Annotated in this window: 19 protein-coding genes; 10 read left to right on the forward strand and 9 right to left on the reverse strand. The window is 60.8% G+C overall.

Going from position 1 to position 19,950, the window contains the following annotated elements; all coding sequences use genetic code 11:
• Window positions 1–19 precede the first annotated feature (19 nt).
• The 6 genes from etfB to AC1D19_RS07965 all read right to left on the reverse strand — a co-directional run bounded on the left by etfB (window position 20) and on the right by AC1D19_RS07965 (window position 7,786).
• Window positions 20–790: an electron transfer flavoprotein subunit beta gene (etfB, locus tag AC1D19_RS07940; RefSeq protein ID WP_477762885.1), complete on the reverse strand. Its 771-nt coding sequence runs from the start codon at window positions 788–790 to the stop codon at window positions 20–22.
• Window positions 791–805: 15 nt separating this feature from the next.
• Complete coding sequence (etfA, locus tag AC1D19_RS07945; RefSeq protein ID WP_477762886.1) at window positions 806–2,026, reverse strand: electron transfer flavoprotein subunit alpha; 1,221 nt, start codon at window positions 2,024–2,026, stop codon at window positions 806–808.
• On the reverse strand, window positions 2,026–3,975 hold the full coding sequence (gene dgcB, locus AC1D19_RS07950; RefSeq protein ID WP_477762887.1) for a dimethylglycine demethylation protein DgcB: 1,950 nt from the start codon (window positions 3,973–3,975) through the stop codon (window positions 2,026–2,028). Before dgcB ends, etfA begins: the two co-directional genes overlap by 1 nt.
• A gap of 148 nt (window positions 3,976–4,123) precedes the next feature.
• Window positions 4,124–6,184 carry a dimethylglycine demethylation protein DgcA gene (gene dgcA, locus AC1D19_RS07955; RefSeq protein ID WP_477762888.1) on the reverse strand — a complete coding sequence of 687 codons (2,061 nt, stop codon included), beginning with the start codon at window positions 6,182–6,184 and terminating at the stop codon, window positions 4,124–4,126.
• Between the two features lie 15 nt (window positions 6,185–6,199).
• Window positions 6,200–6,730, reverse strand: a complete 531-nt coding sequence (locus AC1D19_RS07960) for a DUF5943 domain-containing protein (RefSeq protein WP_007975505.1) — start codon at window positions 6,728–6,730, stop codon at window positions 6,200–6,202.
• Between the two features lie 78 nt (window positions 6,731–6,808).
• On the reverse strand, window positions 6,809–7,786 hold the full coding sequence (locus AC1D19_RS07965) for a dipeptidase (RefSeq protein WP_108216971.1): 978 nt from the start codon (window positions 7,784–7,786) through the stop codon (window positions 6,809–6,811).
• Between the two features lie 223 nt (window positions 7,787–8,009).
• On the opposite strand from AC1D19_RS07965, the gene AC1D19_RS07970 reads away from it, so the two are divergent.
• The 4 genes from AC1D19_RS07970 to AC1D19_RS07985 all read left to right on the forward strand — a co-directional run bounded on the left by AC1D19_RS07970 (window position 8,010) and on the right by AC1D19_RS07985 (window position 9,636).
• Window positions 8,010–8,411 (forward strand): lysozyme inhibitor LprI family protein, encoded by a 402-nt coding sequence (locus AC1D19_RS07970; RefSeq protein ID WP_477762889.1) that lies wholly within the window; start codon window positions 8,010–8,012, stop codon window positions 8,409–8,411.
• 213 nt (window positions 8,412–8,624) lie between these two features.
• Window positions 8,625–8,879, forward strand: a complete 255-nt coding sequence (locus AC1D19_RS07975; RefSeq protein WP_477762890.1) for a type II toxin-antitoxin system RelE family toxin — start codon at window positions 8,625–8,627, stop codon at window positions 8,877–8,879.
• Complete coding sequence (locus AC1D19_RS07980; protein WP_056726566.1) at window positions 8,863–9,186, forward strand: helix-turn-helix domain-containing protein; 324 nt, start codon at window positions 8,863–8,865, stop codon at window positions 9,184–9,186. Before AC1D19_RS07975 ends, AC1D19_RS07980 begins: the two co-directional genes overlap by 17 nt.
• 33 nt (window positions 9,187–9,219) lie before the next feature.
• Entirely contained in the window at window positions 9,220–9,636 is a 417-nt protein-coding gene (locus tag AC1D19_RS07985; RefSeq protein ID WP_477762891.1) for a DUF3010 family protein, read from the forward strand.
• A gap of 174 nt (window positions 9,637–9,810) precedes the next feature.
• Here AC1D19_RS07985 and AC1D19_RS07990 read toward each other — a convergent pair whose 3' ends face one another.
• Window positions 9,811–10,755 (reverse strand): GlxA family transcriptional regulator, encoded by a 945-nt coding sequence (locus tag AC1D19_RS07990; RefSeq protein WP_477762892.1) that lies wholly within the window; start codon window positions 10,753–10,755, stop codon window positions 9,811–9,813.
• 224 nt (window positions 10,756–10,979) lie between these two features.
• On the opposite strand from AC1D19_RS07990, the gene AC1D19_RS07995 reads away from it, so the two are divergent.
• From AC1D19_RS07995 to AC1D19_RS08020, 6 genes are all read left to right on the forward strand, one after another.
• On the forward strand, window positions 10,980–11,924 hold the full coding sequence (locus AC1D19_RS07995) for a choline ABC transporter substrate-binding protein (protein WP_477762893.1): 945 nt from the start codon (window positions 10,980–10,982) through the stop codon (window positions 11,922–11,924).
• Between the two features lie 94 nt (window positions 11,925–12,018).
• Window positions 12,019–12,906 carry a 3-dehydrocarnitine:acetyl-CoA trimethylamine transferase CdhC gene (gene cdhC / locus AC1D19_RS08000; RefSeq protein WP_008048151.1) on the forward strand — a complete coding sequence of 296 codons (888 nt, stop codon included), beginning with the start codon at window positions 12,019–12,021 and terminating at the stop codon, window positions 12,904–12,906.
• Between the two features lie 141 nt (window positions 12,907–13,047).
• Window positions 13,048–14,013: an L-carnitine dehydrogenase gene (locus AC1D19_RS08005; protein WP_477762894.1), complete on the forward strand. Its 966-nt coding sequence runs from the start codon at window positions 13,048–13,050 to the stop codon at window positions 14,011–14,013.
• Window positions 14,014–14,149: 136 nt separating this feature from the next.
• Window positions 14,150–14,626: a thioesterase family protein gene (locus AC1D19_RS08010; protein ID WP_477762895.1), complete on the forward strand. Its 477-nt coding sequence runs from the start codon at window positions 14,150–14,152 to the stop codon at window positions 14,624–14,626.
• Window positions 14,627–14,639: 13 nt separating this feature from the next.
• A complete protein-coding gene (locus AC1D19_RS08015; protein WP_477762896.1) occupies window positions 14,640–15,803 on the forward strand; it encodes a gamma-butyrobetaine dioxygenase in 1,164 nt (387 codons plus the stop codon).
• A 399-nt stretch (window positions 15,804–16,202) separates the two neighbouring features.
• A complete protein-coding gene (locus tag AC1D19_RS08020) occupies window positions 16,203–16,469 on the forward strand; it encodes a hypothetical protein (protein ID WP_007995656.1) in 267 nt (88 codons plus the stop codon).
• A gap of 111 nt (window positions 16,470–16,580) precedes the next feature.
• On the opposite strand, the gene gbdR is transcribed toward AC1D19_RS08020, so the two are convergent.
• Window positions 16,581–17,684, reverse strand: coding sequence for a choline metabolism transcriptional regulator GbdR (gene gbdR / locus AC1D19_RS08025; RefSeq protein WP_007975492.1), 1,104 nt, complete (start codon window positions 17,682–17,684; stop codon window positions 16,581–16,583).
• Window positions 17,685–18,223: 539 nt separating this feature from the next.
• Window positions 18,224–19,600 (reverse strand): L-serine ammonia-lyase, encoded by a 1,377-nt coding sequence (locus AC1D19_RS08030; protein ID WP_477760723.1) that lies wholly within the window; start codon window positions 19,598–19,600, stop codon window positions 18,224–18,226.
• Between the last annotated feature and the right edge of the window lie 350 nt (window positions 19,601–19,950).

Here is a 19,950-nt window from a genome sequence, read left to right on the forward strand (position 1 = left end):
TATTTCCCCCAACGGACCGCTAGCGGACCACGCCTTCTTCAATCAACAACTTGAGTATCGCCTCAGCCCCAGCTTGCGCCGTCACGCCTTTAAGCACCTGCCCGCCTCCACCACTGGCCTTGGCTGTCGCGGCTTTCATACGGTCGGCACCGCTCTTGGCCTTGATCACCTTCAGGCGCTTGGGCCGTGGCTTGGCCGGTTGCAGGCTGGCCACTGCGAGCAGTTCATCATCGATGACTTCAACTTCCTGCGCTTGCAGCACGCCGCGTCGGGCCGGGCCGTAAGCGCTCTGGCGAGGCTTGGGCGCGGCGTTATCCACCGTTGCCAGAAACGGCAGGCGTACCTTCAGCCGACGGCGTTGACCGCGCGGCAAGGCTTGCAGCACCAGCGCCGTACTGCCATCGATGGACTCGACCTGCGCCAGTCCCACCACCAGCGGCCAGCCCAGGCTTTCGGCCAGCAGGAACGGCAACATGCCCGAGCCTTCACCGGTTTCCGCCTGACTGCCGGTCAACACCACCTGAGCACCTGCATCGCGCAGATACTCGGTCAGCGCCGGTAGCGCATCGGCGCCTTGCGGTTGCTCCAACACATGCAGTTGCTCCAGCCCCATGCCCAGGTAAGCGCGCAATGCAGGCTCGGCGATGTCGCCGGCATGCAGCACTTGCAGGTTATCCCCAGCCAGTTGCAGGCCCAGTTCTACCGCCCGCGCATCCTGTTCCGCGCGACGTGGCCGACCGGACGTCGGGTGGGCGCCGATGGACACCAGGCTGATGATTTTCGTGCTCATAACCCTTTCCTTCCCTTAAGCCGCATCGCGCTTGGCGTCGTTGCGATAAGCCTCTACCGCCTCGATCAAGGCTTGAAGAATCTCCGCGCTCTCACCGATCACCGAGAGGTCGGCACGCTTGATCATGTCGCAGCCAGGGTCGAGGTTGATCGCCACCACCTTGTCGCAGGCACCGATGCCTTGCAGGTGCTGGATCGCCCCGGAAATCCCCACCGCCACATAGACTCGTGCGGTGACCCAGGTGCCGGATGCCCCGACCTGACGATCGCGGGCCATGAAGCCGTCGTCCACCGCCACCCGCGAGGCGCCTTCGGTCGCGCCGAGGGCTTCGGCGGTCCTGTGGAAAAGTCCCCAGTCCTTGACCCCGTTGCCACCGGAGAAAATGAACTCTGCTTCAGCCATGGGGATTGCCGCCGGATCCACCGCCACCGCCCCCAGATCCTCGATGCGCGAGAGACTGCGGGCGACGGTTGTGGATAACTCCACCGGCAAGGCTTCGTGACGGGTTTCGCTGACCGGTTCGGCGCACTCGGCAGCCGCCAGAATCAAGCGCGCCAGCGGACGGGCAAGGTCTTGCAGGCCCGCACCGGCGCGGCCGATGCACTCCTGATCCTTGACCTGCCAGACCCGCGTGGCCGGGCGCTCGCCCAGTGCCGCGGCGAAACGTCGGCCGAGCTCGCCACCACCGCTGCGACTGTCCGGCAGCAACCAGTGACGCGGGCTGAACTGGTTATCCACAGCCCGCAGGCCCTGGACCCGTTGCTCCGGTGCATAACCGCTGAATTCGTCGCCCTCAAGCACTAGCAAGCGATCCACGCCAGCCGTAGCGAAGGCGTTTTCCTTGTGCTCACCGAAGACCACGGCCAATACCGCGCCGTCCTTGCCGGCCAACTGATGAGCCAGGCCGAGCAAGTCGCGGTCGTGGCTGCTCAAGCGACCGCCGACCATGTCCGGCACCACGCTGATGTAGAACGCGGGTGCAGGCACTTGATGCAGCGGCAATTGCACTTCAACTGCGGCCGAGCGTTTGGTCGCCCCGCCCTGCTGAGCGCCGCTGCGGTCGATTCGTTTGATGCCGTTGGGGCCGATAAAACCGATCCCGTGAGGATTCTTGCGGATGAGACCGTTAGGCCCCATCCAGCTGTGTTGCGCCGGTTGCATGGCCGCGTGCAGCGGGTGCAAGCGGTTGCGGGCGATCCATTCGGCGCGTGGGTCGCGGCGGATAATGTCGCTCATTAATGCACCTCCGCAGGTTCACGTTTGGCCGGTGCCGAAGGCTTTCCCGGCGTTGCGTCTTCGAGCAACGCATCGGCTACCAGTTCGGCGATGTCCTTGATCATTGGACGCGGTTCGACCACACCTTCGAGCATCGCAGTGCACTGTGGACAACCCACGGCCACCAGTTCGGCGCCGGTTTCGCGGATATCGTCCATGCGCATGTCGGGAATACGTTGCTTGCCGGGAATGTCGGTGATCGGCGCGCCGCCACCACCGCCGCAGCAGCGCGAACGGAAGCCGGAACGTTGCATCTCTTTCACTTCGATCCCGAGGGCGCGCAACACCTGACGCGGCGCCTCGTACTCGCCGTTGTAGCGGCCGAGGTAGCACGGGTCGTGGTAGGTCACGCTGTCGCCTTTGTGCTGACCGAGATTGAGCGCGCCAGCATCGATGATTTCCGCCATGTAGGTGCTGTGGTGCTGCACCAGGTAGTTGCCATCGAAAGCGCCGTATTCGTTTTTCAGCACGTGGAAACTGTGCGGATCGCAGGTAACGATGCGGTTGAAACTGTACTTGGCCAGGGTCTGGATGTTGCGCTTGGCCAACAGCTGGAAGGTCGCTTCGTCGCCCAGGCGCCGGGCCACGTCACCGCTGTCGCGTTCTTCGAGGCCGAGCACGGCGAAGTCGATTTTCGCCGCCTTGAGCACTTTGACGAACGCGCGCAGGGTGCGCTGGTTGCGCATGTCGAAGGCGCCGTCGCCGACCCAGAACAGCACATCGGTGGATTTCTTTTCGCTGAGCAGGTTGAGGTTCAGGTCAGCCGCCCAGTTCATCCGCCCGCCCGGCGCGAAACCGCCCGGGTTGTCGGTGGCGATCAGGTTCTCCAGGACTTCCGCGCCCTTGTTCGGGGTTGCGCCTTTTTCCAGGGTCAGATGGCGGCGCATGTCGACGATGGCATCGACGTGCTCGATCATCATCGGGCATTCCTCGACACAGGCACGGCAGGTGGTGCACGACCACAGGGTTTCGGCGTCCACCAGACCGTTGACGATCGGTTGATGCGGATTGCCCGCGTGCTCACCGATGGCCTTGCCCGGGTACGGACTGCCGGCGAACTTGGCATCGGTGCCACCGGCCAGGCCGACGACCATGTCCTGAATCAGTTTTTTCGGGTTCAGCGGCTGGCCGGCGGCGAAGGCCGGGCATGCCGCTTCGCATTTACCGCACTGCACGCAAGCGTCGAAGCCGAGCAACTGGTTCCAGGTGAAATCCTTGGGTTTTTCCACGCCCAGTGGCGCAGTTGGGTCATTCAGGTCGAGCGGTTTCAGCCCCGTGGAACGGCCACCGCCAAAGCGTTCGGCGCGACGGTGCCAGGCCAGGTGCAAGGCACCGGCGAAGGCGTGTTTCATCGGCCCGCCCCAGGTCATGCCGAAGAACAGTTCCGACACGCCCCACAGCACGCCAACTCCGAGAATCGCCGCCAACAGCCAGCCACCGAAGTTTTCCGGGAGGATACCCGCCACCGGCAGGGTCAACAGGAAGAATGAAGCCGAGAACGCCAGCAGGCTTTTCGGCAGGCGCATCCACGGGCCTTTCGACAGACGCGACGGCGGATTGCGTCGACGCAGGTAAACAAAGATCGCGCCGACGAACATCACCGCTGTCATCAGCAGCAGCGCATAGCCGAGGAAGCGGTTATGCAGGCCGAAACCGTGCACCAGAATCGCCAGCACGATGGACGCTACCGCACCGCCGGCCGTGGCGACGTGGGTGTTGGCAATGTATTTGTCCCGCGCCACTACGTGGTGCAAGTCGACCATGTAGCGCTTGGGCATGGCGAACAGGCCGCCGATCAGGTCGACTTTCGAAGCCCGGCCCCGGCGCCACATGGCCACCCGCCGCAACGCGCCCAGGACACCAAGGCCAAGGGCGGCGAACAACAGGATTGGAAGAAGGGTGTTCAACATGGTGAAGCTCCCACCAGTACATCTTGGAGAAACACGGTCGGCGTAGGAGCTGCCGAAGGCTGCGATCTTTTGATCTTCAGGTCTGGCGACTTTCAAAGATCAAAAGATCGCAGCCTGCGGCAGCTCCTACAGGGGGCGCGTCAGTGACTTAGAAATCCTTGCACAACCGCAGCGCGTCATAGATCGCAGCGTGTGTATTGCGCTGGGCCACGCAGTCGCCGATACGGAACAGCAAGTAGCCGTCACCCGTGGTGCTCAGCGAAGGTTGCGGCTTGATCGCAAACAAGGCTTCGATGTCCATCTGGCCTTTGTTGCGCGAGCCTTCCTTCAACGAGTAGTAGATTTCTTCGTCCGGACGCACGCCGTTTTCCACCACCACCTGGTCGACCACCCGCTCCTCTTTGGCGCCGGTGTATTCGTTTTCCAGCACCGCCACCAGCTTGTCGCCTTCGCGGTAGACCTTCTCCAGCATCATGTCGCCGGTCATGATCACTTCTTTCGGGTACATGCTGCGGTAGTAAGTCGGGAACGACGTACCGCCAATGGCCACGCCCGGCTTGATGTCGTCGGTGACGATCTCGACCTGGCTGCCCTTGTCGGCGAGGAAGTCGGCCGTCGACATCCCGGTGAACTCGCAAATGGTGTCGTAGACCAGCACGTTCTTGCCCGGTGCAACCTTGCCGTCGAGGATGTCCCAGCTGCTGACCACCAGGCCTTCAGCCGCGCCCCAGTGTTCGTTCTGTTCCAGGAATGGATGACCGCCGACAGCGAGCACCACCACGTCCGGACGCAGGTCGAGAATGGTCGCCGCATCCGCCGCCACGCCCAGGCGCAGGTCGACTTTCAAACGCGCCAGTTCCAGCTGGAACCAGCGAGTGATACCCGCGATCTGGTCCCGTTGTGGAGCTTTCGACGCGGTAGTGATCTGCCCACCGATAAATTCTTTCTTTTCGAACAGGGTCACGTCGTGGCCACGTTCGGCCGACACGCGAGCGGCTTCCATCCCGGCTGGGCCGGCACCGACTACCACCACCTTGCGTTTGACACCGGTGGTTTTCTCGATGATGTGCGGCACGCCCATGTATTCACGGGAAGTTGCGGCGTTCTGGATGCACAGCACGTCCAAGCCCTGATACTGACGGTCGATGCAGTAGTTGGCGCCGACGCACTGTTTGATCTGGTCGACCTGGCCCATCTTGATCTTGGCGATCAGGTGCGGGTCGGCGATATGGGCGCGGGTCATGCCGACCATGTCGACGTAGCCGCCCTCCAGAATACGGGTCGCCTGGTTCGGGTCCTTGATGTTCTGCGCGTGCAGTACAGGTGCCTTGACCACTTCCTTGATACCGGCCGCCAGATGCAGGAACGGCTCCGGTGGATAACTCATGTTGGGGATAACGTTGGCCAGGGTGTTGTGGGTGTCGCACCCTGAACCCACGACACCAATAAAATCGATCATGCCGGTGTCGTCGTAGTACTTGGCGATCTGCTTCATGTCCTCATGGGACAAGCCATCCGGGTGGAATTCATCACCGCACAGACGGATGCCGACGCAGAAATCCGGACCGACTTCCTTGCGCACAGCCTTGATCACTTCCAGGCCGAAACGCATGCGGTTCTCGAAGCTGCCGCCCCATTCGTCGGTACGCTTGTTGACCCGAGGGCTCCAGAACTGGTCGATCATGTGCTGGTGCACGGCGGACAATTCGACGCCGTCCAGGCCACCGGCCTTGGCCCGCGCCGCTGCCGTGGCGTAGTTGCCGATCACCCGCCAGATTTCTTCCGGCTCGATGGTCTTGCAGGTCGCACGGTGCACCGGCTCACGGATGCCCGACGGCGACAGCAGGGTTGGCCAGTGTTCGCCGTCCCAACGGGAACGACGGCCCATGTGGGTAATCTGGATCATGATCTTCGCGCCATGCTTGTGCATGGCATCGGCCAGGTTCTGGAAGTGCGGAATGATCCGGTCATCCGCCAGGTTCACCGACTTCCACCAGCCTTGCGGGCTGTCGATGGCCACGCTGGAGGAGCCACCGCAAATCGCCAGGCCGATCCCGCCCTTGGCTTTCTCTTCGTAATACTTGACGTACCGGTCGGTGGTCATGCCGCCGTCGGTGGCATAAACCTCGGCGTGCGCGGTGCTGAGCACGCGGTTACGGATGGTCAGTTTGCCGATCTGGATCGGCTGGAACATTGCTTCGAAAGCCATGGCGGGTTCCTCGACTTACAACGGCTTGACGATGAACAAGCCGTCTTCGTGGCCCTCTTCGGAGCCACCGTAGACTTGCTCGGCCACGGTACGGATCTTGCTGCCGCGAGCGGCGAGGATCTGGTCCATCGCGCCTGCAAACCAGCCAGTGAACATGTAGTCGACCTTACGCCCGACCTTGCCGTACACGTAGACGAATGCCGAGTGTTCGAGCTTGACGCTGGCGGTGCCTTTGTCGAGGTCGATGTCCTGGATCTTGAACAGGCCCCAGCCGCGCTGCGACAGGCGCTTCATGTAGTGTTCGAACACCGCGACGCCTTCCAGGCCGTGGCATTCGGCTTCTTTTTCACACCAGTGCCAGGCAGACTTGTAGCCGGCCTTGTAGAGGATTTCGGCGTAGGCTTCAGCGCCCAGCACTTCCTCGATGCCCATGTGGTTGTTGACGAAGAAATGGCGTGGCACGTACAGCATCGGCAGGGCGTCGGAGGTCCAGACACCGGTTTCGCTGTCGACTTCGATTGGCAATTGCGGGGCGATCTTGGCCATGGAAACTTAACTCCAGAAAATTCGTTGTGTTGCCCGCTGCACGGACGGCAGCGGGAAAGGATTCAGAGATGCGGTGGCTTATTCGCCCCAAACGTCCTTGAGGACATTCACCCAGTTCTCACCCATGATCTTGCGCACCACGCGCTCGGAGTGGCCGCGCTTGAGCAGGGTCTCGGTCAGGTTCGGGAACTCGCCGACGGTGCGGATGCCCAGCGGGTTGATGATCTTGCCGAAGCTGGTCAGGCGGCGGGCGTAGCCCTTGTCGTGGGTCAGATATTCGAAGAAGTCCTGGCCATGGCCCTGGGTGAAGTCGGTGCCGATGCCGATGGCGTCTTCGCCAACCAGGTTCATGGTGTATTCGATCGCTTCGGCATAGTCGTCGATGGTCGAATCGATGCCCTTGGCCAGGAACGGCGCGAACATGGTCACCCCGACGAAACCGCCGTGGTCGGCAATGAACTTCAGCTCTTCATCGGATTTGTTGCGCGGGTGCTCCTTGAGCCCCGACGGCAGGCAGTGGGAGTAGCAGACCGGCTTCTTCGATTCGAGGATGACTTCTTCGGACGTTTTCGAGCCGACGTGGGACAGGTCGCACATTACGCCGACCCGGTTCATCTCGGCGACGATTTCACGACCGAAACCCGACAGGCCGCCATCACGCTCGTAGCAACCGGTACCGACCAGGTTTTGGGTGTTGTAGCACATCTGCACAATACCGACGCCGAGCTGCTTGAACACCTCGACGTAGCCGATCTGGTCTTCAAATGCGTGAGCATTCTGGAAGCCAAAGAGAATGCCGGTCTTGCCCTGCTCCTTGGCCTTGCGGATATCGGCGGTGGTGCGCACCGGAATCACCAGGTCGCTGTTCTCGCGGATCAGCTTCTGGCTGGCGGCAATGTTGTTGACGGTGGCCTGGAAGCCCTCCCACACCGACACGGTGCAGTTGGCCGCGGTCAGACCGCCTTTGCGCATGTCTTCAAACAGCTCGCGGTTCCACTTGGCAATAATCAGCCCGTCGATAACGATGCTGTCGGCGTGCAATTCGGCTGGGCTCATCAGGCTGTCCCCTTATTAGCGATTCATGCGCCGAATCGTCTGCCGGCGCTTTGGGCCAGCATATGCCTCGGTGCCTAAGCAGCCGGGTGCAAAAACGACAAGGGAATTGCCGAAAGCGTCAATCCGCGACAAAGGGTCGTCGCCAGGCACAATCACCGACCTGTTCAAGGCCTTCGGCTTGGGCCAGAATTCGCCGCATCAATGGAATAGAGCGGCGACTTGAATGAAATCCATCCTTCTGGCTTTGGCACTGATTGCGACCGGCGCACACGCAGCCGAGGTGTCCGACGACAACCCGTGCGACAAAGTCGAAAACGACGTCCAGACCCTCGAGTGCTCGGCCTTCAGCAAAACCACCGCCGAAGACCTGCTCAAGGAAAACCTCCAGGGCCTGAACGAGCGCATGCAGTCGCAGTACGGCAAAAACCCGTCGCAACTGGCCGACATCACCGCCAAGCTCAAGGCCGCCCAACAGCAATGGCTGAAGACCCGGGATGCCGACTGCGCCGTCGAAGCCTTCCCGGCCACCAGTGGCAGCAAGGCGTTCACCATTGCCCAGAACGATTGCATTGCGCGGATGAGTGACGAGCGGTCGGAGTTTTTGGAGTCGATTGGGCAGGAATAGTCCTGAATGTCCCACTGAAAGCTGGCACTACCACCAGCTTTCAATCGCCAAGAAACCCTTTTCCCACAAAGCACTCTGATCTGACCTACAGCTTCTGTCCAAAGCCGCTGCTCTGCGGACTTTTCACGCAACATGCCGACAGATGTTGTTGATGGCCAACCATAAAAATATAAGTAAAGATTCGCAAATCTTATAAAAGACTTATATTCTTCCATGAACAGCATTCACTGGACTCGAAAGGCCGTTAAGCAACTCTTGAGATTGCATTCCGTTCACCAGATTCAGGTTCGTGATGCCATCACGGCGCTCGCTGGCATGCCTGAGACAGGCAATGTCAAAGCACTGGTCGGTCATGACTATGCTTATCGACTGCGTGTCGGTAACTATCGGGTCATGCTTGATTGGGATGGCGCGATCAAAGTGGTCAGTATTCAAGAGGTAAAAAAACGCGATGAACGCACCTACTGACATTCAAATCATCAACGACGCCGAAGGCAATCCAGCCTTCGTGGTCATTCCCTATGCACAATACGTGGCGCAGAAAATCGAGCCCGACTTGATCCCCCATGAAGTGGTGAGCCGTATCGTCGATGGCGCTACCCCTATCCGCGCCTGGCGCGAACACTTGAACCTTACCCAGGATGAAGTGGCCAAACGCATGGGCATAACCCAGCCTGCCTTTGCCCAACAGGAAACCGTCGCCAAGCCCCGAAAAGCCACTCGCGAAAAAATCGCTTTGGCATTTGGCATCACTGCCAGCCAGCTTGAGCTGTAAGCTGCACACCCTCTGTCACTTATGGGATTGAACATGAAAGTCTGCGGCATCGAAATCAAAGGCAGCGAAGCGATCATCGCCGTGGCCACGCTGGACGGTCAGGCGCTGGGCCATGTCGCGCTCGCCACCAAGAAAATTGCCCTGGACGATGACGATGAAGCCGCCAACGTCAAAGTGTTCGCCGCTCAGGTCGCTTCGTTTGTCCGTGAGAACTCCATCGACCGCATCGCGATCAAGAAGCGCAGCAAGAAGGGCGAGTTCGCTGGCGGGCCGACGACGTTCAAGATCGAGGGGGTTTTCCAGTTGCTGGAGAATTGCGAGGTGATGCTGTTGTCACCACAGACCATCACCGCGCAGTGCAAAAAATTCGCAGTTGAACTGCCGGAGACGCTGAATAAATATCAGCATGAGGCGTACAAGGCGGCTTGTTCGGCGTTGTTGAAGAAGTAACCCGCCCCTCCAGACACCAAAGATCTAATGTGGGAGCGAGCTTGCTCCGGGCGGCGTTCCGACGATAGCGGTGCGCCAGCCAACATCAAAGTGCCTGACAAACCGCCATCGCGAGCAGGCTCGCTCCCACAGGTTTCTCTGCTGTTGCCAAAACAGGGTGAACCCCAGGCTTGTTCAGGCTTTGGCGGTACGCCGATCCTCTCGCGGACACCGCTCATATTTCGCCCGATAACTACGGGTGAAATACGAAGGCGATTCAAACCCGCAGGCAATGCTCACTTCCAGCACGCTCATGTCGGTCTGACGGAGCAACTGCCGCGCTTTTTCCAACCGTAACCGCAAGTAGAAATTGCTCGGCGTGTCGTTCAGGTGCAAACGAAAAAGGCGCTCTAACTGTCGCCGCGTCACCTTGATCGATTCCGCCAGTTCCAAAGTGCTCAGCGGCGGTTCGCTGTGCTGCTCCATCTCCCCAATCACGTGCACCAGCTTCTTGTTGCTGATGCCGTAGCGCGTGGCGACTTCCATGCGCTGGTGGTCTTTGCGCGGGCGGATACGGCCGAGTACGAATTGTTCGCTGACCTGGATCGCCAGATCGGGACCGTGGGCCTGGGCGATCAGATCCAGCATCAAATCGATGGAAGCCGTGCCGCCAGCGGAGGTGATGCGCCGACGGTCGATCTCGAACAGCTCCTGGGTGACGCTGAGCTGTGGATAAGATTCCTTGAAGGCGTCGATGGCTTCCCAGTGCAGGGTCAGGCGATGGCCATCGAGCAGGCCGGCTTCGGCGAGGATGAAGCTGCCGGTGTCGATGGCGCCGAGGGTCACGCCTTCGTTGTCCAGGCGACGCAGCCAGTGTTCCAGCGCCGGGGTGGCGAACTTCAAGGGTTCGAAACCAGCGACCACCAGCAGTGTCGCGCCTTTCTTCAGCGGCTCCAGCGCCGCATCGGCGTTGACCGACATGCCGTTGCTCGCCAGCACCGCCCCGCCATCGGCGCTCAGTACATGCCAGCGATACAACTCGCCGCGAAAGCGATTGGCAACCCGCAACGGCTCGATGGCCGAGATAAATCCGATGGCCGAGAAACCCGGCATCAACAAGAAGTAGAAATCCTGGGACATGGAGCGCACTCGCTTAGCAGGTAACAAGAGGCCAGGTAACGAGAGGGCGGGCAGCGTAGGGAAGTTGATACGCCACTTGCGAGCGGCATTCAAGAGCACAGGTCGCTGCAGTGCAAGAGCTGGTCGCCGCAGTGCGCTTTCATCGGTGCTTTGCTGCGTAACTTGGCATCACCGGCGCATCAGACACCGGAACTCACAATAAACGAACTGCCGAGGAACCTGAGATGAAACGACTGATCAGCAGCTGTGTTCTTGCACTCAGTGGTACCGCTTTGCTGAGCGCCAGTGTCATGGCCGCCGAACCCGCCGCGTGCCAGAACGTGCGCATGGGTGTAGTGAACTGGACCGACGTGATCGCCACCAGTGCCATGACCCAGGTATTGCTCGATGGCCTCGGCTACAGCACCAAACAAACCAGCGCCTCCCAGCAAATCATCTTCGCCGGGATCCGCGACCAGCGTCTGGACCTGTTCCTCGGCTACTGGAACCCGCTGATGACCCAGACCATCACCCCGTTCGTCGACGCCAAACAGGTCAAGGTGCTTGAAGCGCCAAGCCTGCAGGACGCCCGCGCGACCCTCGCCGTGCCGACCTACCTCGCCGACAAGGGCCTGAAAACCTTCGCTGACATCGCCAAATTCGAAAAGGAACTGGGCGGCAAGATCTACGGCATCGAGCCTGGCTCGGGCGCCAACACCCAAATCAAGGCGATGATCTCCAAGAACCAGTTTGGCCTCGGCAAGTTCCAGCTGGTCGAATCCAGCGAAGCCGGCATGCTCGCCGCCGTGGATCGCGCCGTACGTCGCAACGAAGCCGTGGTGTTCTTCGGCTGGGCGCCGCACCCGATGAACGTCAACGTGAAAATGACCTACCTCACCGGCAGTGAAAACGCCCTTGGGCCGGACGAAGGCAAGGCCACGGTATGGACCGTCACCGCGCCGACATACGCCGAGCAATGCCCGAACATCGGCCGATTGCTGACCAACCTGACCTTCACCGCCGAAGACGAGAGCCGGATGATGCAGCCGCTGCTGGATCACAAGGACGCTTTCGAGTCGGCCAAGCAATGGCTCAAGGATCACCCGCAGGACAAAAAACGCTGGCTTGAAGGCGTCACCACCTTCGATGGCAAACCGGCCGCTGAAAACCTGAAACTGACCAGTAAATAAACCCGAACGAACCACCGTCTCGCAGCCCCAACGGGCTGCGAACGGCACCACCACGCCTGGCCAAAGCCAAAACTCGCCTGTAAGGAACCGCCAAATGAACCACGACGTCATCATCACCTGCGCACTCACCGGTGCTGGCGACACGACCGCCAAGAGCCCACACGTGCCGGTCACCCCGAAACAAATCGCCGCTGCCGCCGTGGAAGCCGCCAAGGCCGGCGCCACCGTGGTTCACTGCCATGTGCGCGACCCGCAAACCGGCAAGTTCAGCCGTGACGTGGCGCTGTACCGCGAAGTGATGGAGCGCATCCGCGAGGCGGACGTGGACATCATCGTCAACCTCACCGCCGGCATGGGTGGCGACCTGGAGATCGGTGCCGGCGAGAATCCGATGGAATTCGGCCCGAATACCGACCTGGTCGGCCCGTTGACCCGCCTGGCCCACGTCGAAGAACTGCTGCCGGAAATCTGCACCCTTGATTGCGGCACTCTGAACTTCGGCGACGGCGACACCATTTACGTGTCCACCCCGGCCCAGCTGCGTGCCGGTGCCAAACGCATTCAAGAGCTGGGCGTGAAAGCCGAGCTGGAAATCTTCGACACCGGCCACCTGTGGTTCGCCAAGCAGATGATCAAGGAAGGCCTGCTCGACAACCCGCTGTTCCAGCTGTGCCTGGGTATCCCGTGGGGCGCGCCGGCGGACACCACCACCATGAAAGCCATGGTCGACAACCTGCCGGCCGACGCGGTCTGGGCCGGCTTCGGTATCGGTCGGATGCAGATGCCGATGGCGGCGCAAGCGGTGTTGCTCGGCGGCAACGTACGGGTCGGGCTGGAAGACAACCTGTGGCTGGACAAGGGCGTGCTGGCGACCAACGGCCAACTGGTCGAGCGCGCAGGCGAAATCCTCAGCCGCCTCGGTGCCCGCGTCCTGACCCCGGCTGAAGGCCGGGCAAAAATGGGCCTGACCAAGCGCGGCTAATCAAACCTACGCATACCCCTGTGGGAGCGGGCTTGCTCGCGAAGAGGCCGGTACATCCGGCACATCTTCAGCGGTAGAACCACCGCTTTCGCGAGCAAGCCCGCTCCCACAAGGGATCACCGAACTCTTTAGGAAACCACCATGACCTTCATCACCGAAATCAAAACCTTCGCAGCGTTAGGCAGCGGTGTCATCGGCAGCGGTTGGGTGTCCCGCGCCCTCGCCCATGGTCTGGATGTAGTGGCCTGGGACCCGGCCCCCGGCGCTGAAGCCGCCTTGCGCAAACGCGTCGCCAATGCCTGGGGCGCGCTGGAGAAACAAGGCCTGGCGCCGGGTGCATCGCAAGATCGACTGCGCTTTGTCGCGACCATCGAAGAGTGCGTGCGCGATGCCGATTTCATCCAGGAAAGCGCCCCGGAGCGACTGGAGCTGAAACTGGACCTGCACAGCAAAATCAGCGCCGCAGCCAAGCCCAATGCCTTGATCGGTTCCAGCACCTCCGGCCTGCTGCCGAGCGAGTTCTACGAGAGTGCCACGCACCCTGAGCGTTGCGTGGTCGGTCACCCGTTCAACCCGGTTTACCTGCTGCCGTTGGTGGAAGTGGTCGGCGGCAAAAACACCGCCCCTGAAGCGGTGCAAGCGGCCATGAAGGTCTATGAATCCCTGGGGATGCGCCCGCTGCATGTGCGCAAGGAAGTACCGGGTTTCATCGCCGACCGCCTGCTCGAAGCGCTGTGGCGTGAGGCGCTGCACCTGGTCAACGACGGCGTGGCGACCACCGGCGAAATAGACGATGCAATCCGCTTCGGCGCGGGCTTGCGCTGGTCGTTCATGGGCACGTTCCTGACCTACACCCTGGCCGGCGGCGATGCCGGTATGCGCCACTTCATGGCGCAGTTCGGCCCGGCGTTGCAATTGCCGTGGACCTACCTGCCGGCGCCGGAGCTGACCGACAAGCTGATCGACGACGTGGTCGATGGCACCAGCGATCAACTGGGCAAACACAGCATTTCAGCACTGGAGCGCTATCGTGATGACTGCCTGCTGGCAGTGCTGGAGGCGGTGAAGACCACCAAAGAGAAGCATGGGATGGCTTTCGCCGAGTAACCCCCAGGCTTGGGGCCAGCAGCACTGGCCTCTTCGCGAGCAAGCCCGCTCCCACATTGGAATGCATTCCCCCTGTGGGAGCGGGCTTGCTCGCGAAAGCGGCAGTCCAGTCACCTAATTTCTTGGATTAGTCATCATGCCCACCCTCACCACCTACCAAACCACCATCATCCCCGACTGGGTCGACTACAACGGCCACCTGCGCGACGCCTTCTACCTGCTGATTTTCAGCTACGCCACCGACGCCCTGATGGATCGCCTGGGCCTGGACAGCAACAGCCGGGAAGCCAGTGGCAACTCACTGTTCACCCTCGAACTGCACCTCAATTACCTGCACGAAGTGAAACTCGACGCCCAAGTCGAAGTGCACACCCAAATCATCGCCCACGACAGCAAGCGCGTGCACCTCTATCACAGCCTGCATCTGGTCGGTGATGCCCAGGAACTTGCTGGCAACGAACAGATGCTGCTGCACGTGGATCTCGCCGGGCCGCGTTCGGCACCGTTCAGCGAACTGTCCTTGAGCCGGTTGCAAGCCATCGTCGCCGAACAGGCAGACCTGCCAGCACCCGACTACATTGGCCGAGTGATCGCATTACCCCCAAAAAAATAACAAGGAGATCGCCATGAACACCGCCGCAGCATTTGCCGACTTTCGTACCTATCCGTTGATCAGCGCGCTGACTGGCGTGCAGACCCAGGCGGACCGTGTTCTGGTGAAGTGGGCCGACAATCGCGTCAGCCCTTTCCACCATCAATGGCTGCGGGATAACTGCCCATGCCCGCAGTGCGTCTACACCGTGACCCGCGAGCAAGTGCTGGAAATCGTCGATGTGGCTCAAGATCTGATGCCCGATAACGCCAGTATCGACGGCGATGGCTGTTTGTCGATTGATTGGCAGGACGGCCACTCAAGCCGCTTCGACCCTGGCTGGCTGCGCGCCCATGCCTATGACGACGAATCCCGCGCGGAACGCCAGGCACACAAGCCAAAAGCCAGGCTTTGGCACAGCGACTTGCAGTTGCCAGTGTTCGAATACCAGGCGCTGATGAATGACTCGAAAGCGTTGTTGCAATGGTTGCTGGCGGTGCGCGATGTCGGGTTGACCCAAGTCCGTGGCGTGCCCACAGAGCCCGGCTCGTTGAAGCTGATCGCCCAACGGATTTCCTTCATCCGCGAGAGCAATTTCGGCGTGCTGTTCAACGTGCAATCCAAGGCCGACGCCGACAGCAACGCCTACACCGCCTTCAACCTGCCGCTGCACAGCGACTTGCCGACCCGGGAGTTGCAACCGGGACTGCAATTCCTGCATTGCCTGGTCAATGACGCCGAGGGTGGCGAGAGCATTTTCGTCGACGGTTTTGCCATTGCCGACGCGTTGCGCCGGGAAGATCCGGAGGCTTTCAAAAGCCTCTGCGAAATCCCCGTGGAGTTTCGCAACAAGGACCGTCACAGCGACTACCGCTGCCTCGCGCCGATCATTGCTCTGGATGCGTTGGGGCAGGTGTCGGAAATCCGCATGGCGAACTTTCTGCGCGGGCCGTTCGATGCCTCGGTAGAACAGATGCCCAAGCTGTATCAGGCCTACCGACGCTTTATCGCGATGACCCGCGAGCCTCGGTTCAGGTTGATGCAGCGGCTCAATCCCGGTGAACTGTGGTGCTTCGACAACCGCCGCACCCTGCATGCCCGCAACGCCTTCGACCCCGCCACCGGCGCCCGGCATTTCCAGGGCTGCTATGTGGACCGGGATGAGTTGTTGTCGCGGATTCTGGTGTTACAGCGCTAGACCGCGTCATCGTTCTTCGTCGGAACGCCGCCCGGAGCAAGCCCGCTCACACAGTTGACCGAGTTCCTCTAGAGGAATGCGATCGAATGTGGGAGCGGGCTTGCTCGCGAAGGCGGTATATCAATCCACACAAAACCCACTGAATCACAGGCAAAAAAAACCCCGATCAAGCCGTGACAGGATCGAGGCAGAGGGTACTGTTGAGGAGCTGCCGTGCGAGGGTGACCAAACCTTCGTGAAGCGAGCTGAGTCCAGTGTGCCCACTCCCCGGCGGGCCAGGTTAGCCGAAAACGACATGTTCATAACCAATTGAGCCATTGCGACAATTCGCCCTTGCCGACACCCGGCACCCCTACCAGAATCGAACCACGACACCGTTCCCTGAAGAAGGATTGCGTCATGATGCACGCCGATTTGATAGACCAGGAAGACCTGTTGGGCCAACTCAAGTCATTGGGATTCGAAGTGCCCACCGGCGCCACCGCCGAGCAAGCCTGTGAGTGTGCGGTAAGGGGGTTGAACGATGTGCGGGCGATGACGCTGCGGACCATGGTCAAGCAGATGTACACCAGCAGCGCGACCATCCTGCCGGCGGTGCGCCAGGCGATCGACAAGCAGTTGTTGCCGGCGTTGGCGGAGTATCAGCAGAGTCACACAGGCCGATAAAAAGCCTTCGCGAGCAAGTCGGATCGCCGCACCGCCGCTCCCACATTGGTTCTGTGAACAACACAGATCAAATGTGGGAGCGGGCTTGCTCGCGAATGAAGTCGACCCGGTCTAGAGCCTTACACTGGCAAACGTCGACTCATTACGCGCTTGGCTCAGCGCCGACAACGGCCCGGACAACGGCGACAGCACCAGCGCTTGCGGCAAAGGCATCATCGCCACTTGCTGGGTGGTGTTGGACCCTACGCGCTCGTCACGCGGCGGAATGCCGAAGTATTCGCGGTAGCACTTGGAGAAGTGCGGGGTGGACACGAAGCCACAGACCGACGCCACTTCGATGATCGACATCGGCGTTTGCTTGAGCAGCTGGCGCGCGCGGATCAAGCGCAGTTTCAGGTAGTAACGCGAAGGCGAGCAGTGCAGGTATTTCTGGAACAACCGCTCGAGCTGACGACGGGACACCGCGACATACACCGCCAGTTCGTCCAGGTCGATCGGCTCTTCGAGGTTGGCTTCCATCAACGCGACGATTTCCTGCAACTTCGGCTGGTTGGTGCCGAGCATGTGCTTGAGCGGCACACGCTGGTGATCCTGCTCGTTGCGGATGCGCTCGTAGACGAACATTTCCGAAATGGCCGCCGACAGCTCACGACCGTGATCGCGGCTGATCAAGTGCAGCATCATGTCCAGCGGCGCGGTACCGCCGGAGCTGGTGAAACGGTTACGGTCGAGGGTGAACAAGCGGGTGCTCATCGCTACTCGCGGGAAGGCTTCCTGCATCGCTGCCAGGCACTCCCAGTGCACACTGCAATCAAAACCGTCGAGCAGGCCGGCGCAGGCCAGAGCCCAGCTGCCGGTGCACACCGCGCCGAGGCGGCGGGACTGGCGGGCCTGGCTTTGCAGCCATGACACGTGTTCACGGGTAACAGTGCGCTGGATGCCGATACCGCCGCACACGATGACGGTGTCCATTGGCGGGGCTTTGTGCATGGAGGCGTCGGGGGTGATCTGCAGGCCGTCACTGGCCCAGACCTGGCCGCCATCGACGGTGAGGGTGGTCCAGCGATACAGCTCGCGACCGGACAACTGGTTGGCCATGCGCAGGGGTTCCACTGCGGAGGCCAGAGAAATCAGCGTGAAATTGTCCAGCAGCAGAAAGCCGATGGATTGAGGCGCACGGTTCTGGGGTTGGGCCCCGGAGTTGAACGTCGTCATCGCGGTATCTCCTCACACAAAGCGGGTGATGGCCTCAGGCGGAGGCTCTTTTTATTGCCATCGTTCTCGCGTGGGAGACGGGCTTTGTAATGACAGAGCAATTGCCATGCCTAAATTTGAATGCGCGTTCAATAACTCCTAAAAACGACGTCGGAATGTGTCTATATATGTCTTGCAAGGCAGGGGGATTTAAATGGCCATCAGGACTGGCAAGCGCCCCGGCCCACAAGCTGTGAGCAATTCGGTAGCACTTGTGGGAACGGCGTTGCGCCGCGATGGAAAGGAGTGTCACCGCAGGCACGGGTGACGGGCGGTCGAAGGCCGGTTGGCCCTCGATCAGTGGCAAGTCGATTTATCTGTGAGCGACGCGCCAAAAGGTGGCGCGTTTTCGAGCGGGTGTTCACTTAGCGCGCAGTTTTGACTGGTCTGGCAGTGCGTAGGAGCTGGCTTGCCAGCGAAGAGGCCAATACATCCGACACATCTTCAGCGGTAAAACCACTGCTTTCGCTGGCAAGCCAGCTCCTACAGGGACCTGTGTGTCAGCACTCCACCGCACTCACCGCCAAGCCACCCCGCGATGTCTCTTTGTATTTGTCATGCATGTCGGCACCGGTATCGCGCATGGTGCGGATCACCCGGTCCAGCGAGATAAAGTGCTGACCATCACCGCGCAAAGCCATTTGCGCCGCATTGATTGCCTTGACCGCCGCAATTGCATTGCGCTCGATGCACGGCACCTGGACCAATCCGCCGACCGGGTCGCAGGTCAAGCCGAGGTTGTGCTCCAGACCGATCTCCGCCGCGTTGCACAGTTGCTCTGGTGTGGCGCCAAGAATTTCCGCCAGCCCGGCCGCCGCCATGGCGCAGGCCGAACCGACTTCGCCCTGGCAGCCGACTTCGGCACCGGAGATCGAGGCGTTCTTCTTGCACAGGATTCCCACCGCCGCCGCACCGAGGAAATAGTCGACGACATTGGCGTCGGTCACCGCCTCGCTGAATTTCATGAAGTAGTGCAACACCGCCGGAATGATCCCTGCCGCGCCGTTGGTCGGCGCCGTGACCATGCGCCCGCCGGCGGCGTTTTCTTCGTTGACCGCCAGGGCGAACAGGTTGACCCACTCCATAGCGCTCAAGGTCGAGCCGATCACGTTAGGTTTGTTCAGTTCCTGCAGGCTACGGTGCAGCTTGGCCGCACGACGGCGCACGTTCAGGCCGCCGGGCAGGATGCCTTCGTGTTTGAGGCCCTGTTCAACGCAATCCTGCATGGCGCGCCAGAGCTTCATCAGGCCGCTGCGGATTTCGTCCTCGCTGCGCCACACCCTCTCGTTAGCCATCATTAATTCAGCCACGCGCAGGTTATGTTTTTTACACAGTTCCAGCAGCTCGGCAGCGCTGGAAAAGTCATATGGCAACACGGTGCGGTCGAGGTCGACGACACCGCTGGAGGCCTGTGCCTCATCGACGACAAAACCGCCGCCGACCGAATAGTAGGTGTCGCGATGCAACTCGCCGTCAACGCCCTCGACAATAAGGGTCATGGCGTTGGGGTGGAATGGCAGGTTCTCGTCGATCAGGCGCATGTCCCGGGCCCAGATGAAGGGCACCGGCAAGCGACTGTCGAGCAGCAGCGTATCGGTCTCGCGAAGGGCCTGAATACGTATGCCGATTTGCGACGGATCGATCGCATCCGGCCACTCGCCCATCAGGCCCATGATCACCGCGTTGTCACTGCCGTGGCCGATACCGGTGGCCGACAACGAGCCGAACAGCTGGACTTCAACACGTCGCACCTGCTCAAGCAGCCCGCGCTCGCGCAAGCCCTGCACAAACAACGCCGCCGCCCGCATGGGCCCTACGGTGTGTGAACTGGAAGGGCCGATGCCGATTTTGAACAGGTCGAAAACACTGATAGCCATTACTGCCGAACTCCTGGATAGGCCCACTGCGCACGCGAAAGCGCACGGTGACGGAGCTGCTACGCTCAAGCTGCAATCCGCCGGGATGACCGCATCATCAAGCTTTTATCCAGTTGTTCGACGTCTCTAACCGACGCACTCATGCCCACCAGCGCCGCGTGTCTTTTACGCTGTGTTTTCGCCGTTTTTTTGCGGTTCAGAGGGGAAAATCGGGCTGAAAAAATCTGTAAACGACGTCACCGACACTGGATGCGACCATCCCTGTACTGGATACGACGCACCCTGTAGGCGTCAGATTTTCACTGGTACATGATCATATCGACTCGATTGCAAGGCGACGTGGTAGAGCT

The organism is Pseudomonas sp. P1_C12 (assembly GCF_056406435.1).

Coding starts and splice junctions, on each gene's coding strand:
- AC1D19_RS08020 (WP_007995656.1), top strand. CDS start 16,203: ATGATGCACGCCGATTTGATAGACCAGGAAGACCTGTTGGGCCAACTC.
- AC1D19_RS08005 (WP_477762894.1), top strand. CDS start 13,048: ATGACCTTCATCACCGAAATCAAAACCTTCGCAGCGTTAGGCAGCGGT.
- dgcA (WP_477762888.1), bottom strand. CDS start 6,184: ATGGCTTTCGAAGCAATGTTCCAGCCGATCCAGATCGGCAAACTGACC.
- AC1D19_RS07975 (WP_477762890.1), top strand. CDS start 8,625: ATGAACAGCATTCACTGGACTCGAAAGGCCGTTAAGCAACTCTTGAGA.
- gbdR (WP_007975492.1), bottom strand. CDS start 17,684: ATGACGACGTTCAACTCCGGGGCCCAACCCCAGAACCGTGCGCCTCAA.
- AC1D19_RS07970 (WP_477762889.1), top strand. CDS start 8,010: ATGAAATCCATCCTTCTGGCTTTGGCACTGATTGCGACCGGCGCACAC.
- cdhC (WP_008048151.1), top strand. CDS start 12,019: ATGAACCACGACGTCATCATCACCTGCGCACTCACCGGTGCTGGCGAC.
- dgcB (WP_477762887.1), bottom strand. CDS start 3,975: ATGTTGAACACCCTTCTTCCAATCCTGTTGTTCGCCGCCCTTGGCCTT.
- AC1D19_RS08015 (WP_477762896.1), top strand. CDS start 14,640: ATGAACACCGCCGCAGCATTTGCCGACTTTCGTACCTATCCGTTGATC.
- AC1D19_RS07980 (WP_056726566.1), top strand. CDS start 8,863: ATGAACGCACCTACTGACATTCAAATCATCAACGACGCCGAAGGCAAT.
- AC1D19_RS07965 (WP_108216971.1), bottom strand. CDS start 7,786: ATGAGCCCAGCCGAATTGCACGCCGACAGCATCGTTATCGACGGGCTG.
- AC1D19_RS07990 (WP_477762892.1), bottom strand. CDS start 10,755: ATGTCCCAGGATTTCTACTTCTTGTTGATGCCGGGTTTCTCGGCCATC.
- AC1D19_RS08030 (WP_477760723.1), bottom strand. CDS start 19,600: ATGGCTATCAGTGTTTTCGACCTGTTCAAAATCGGCATCGGCCCTTCC.
- AC1D19_RS07960 (WP_007975505.1), bottom strand. CDS start 6,730: ATGGCCAAGATCGCCCCGCAATTGCCAATCGAAGTCGACAGCGAAACC.
- AC1D19_RS08010 (WP_477762895.1), top strand. CDS start 14,150: ATGCCCACCCTCACCACCTACCAAACCACCATCATCCCCGACTGGGTC.
- etfA (WP_477762886.1), bottom strand. CDS start 2,026: ATGAGCGACATTATCCGCCGCGACCCACGCGCCGAATGGATCGCCCGC.
- etfB (WP_477762885.1), bottom strand. CDS start 790: ATGAGCACGAAAATCATCAGCCTGGTGTCCATCGGCGCCCACCCGACG.
- AC1D19_RS07995 (WP_477762893.1), top strand. CDS start 10,980: ATGAAACGACTGATCAGCAGCTGTGTTCTTGCACTCAGTGGTACCGCT.
- AC1D19_RS07985 (WP_477762891.1), top strand. CDS start 9,220: ATGAAAGTCTGCGGCATCGAAATCAAAGGCAGCGAAGCGATCATCGCC.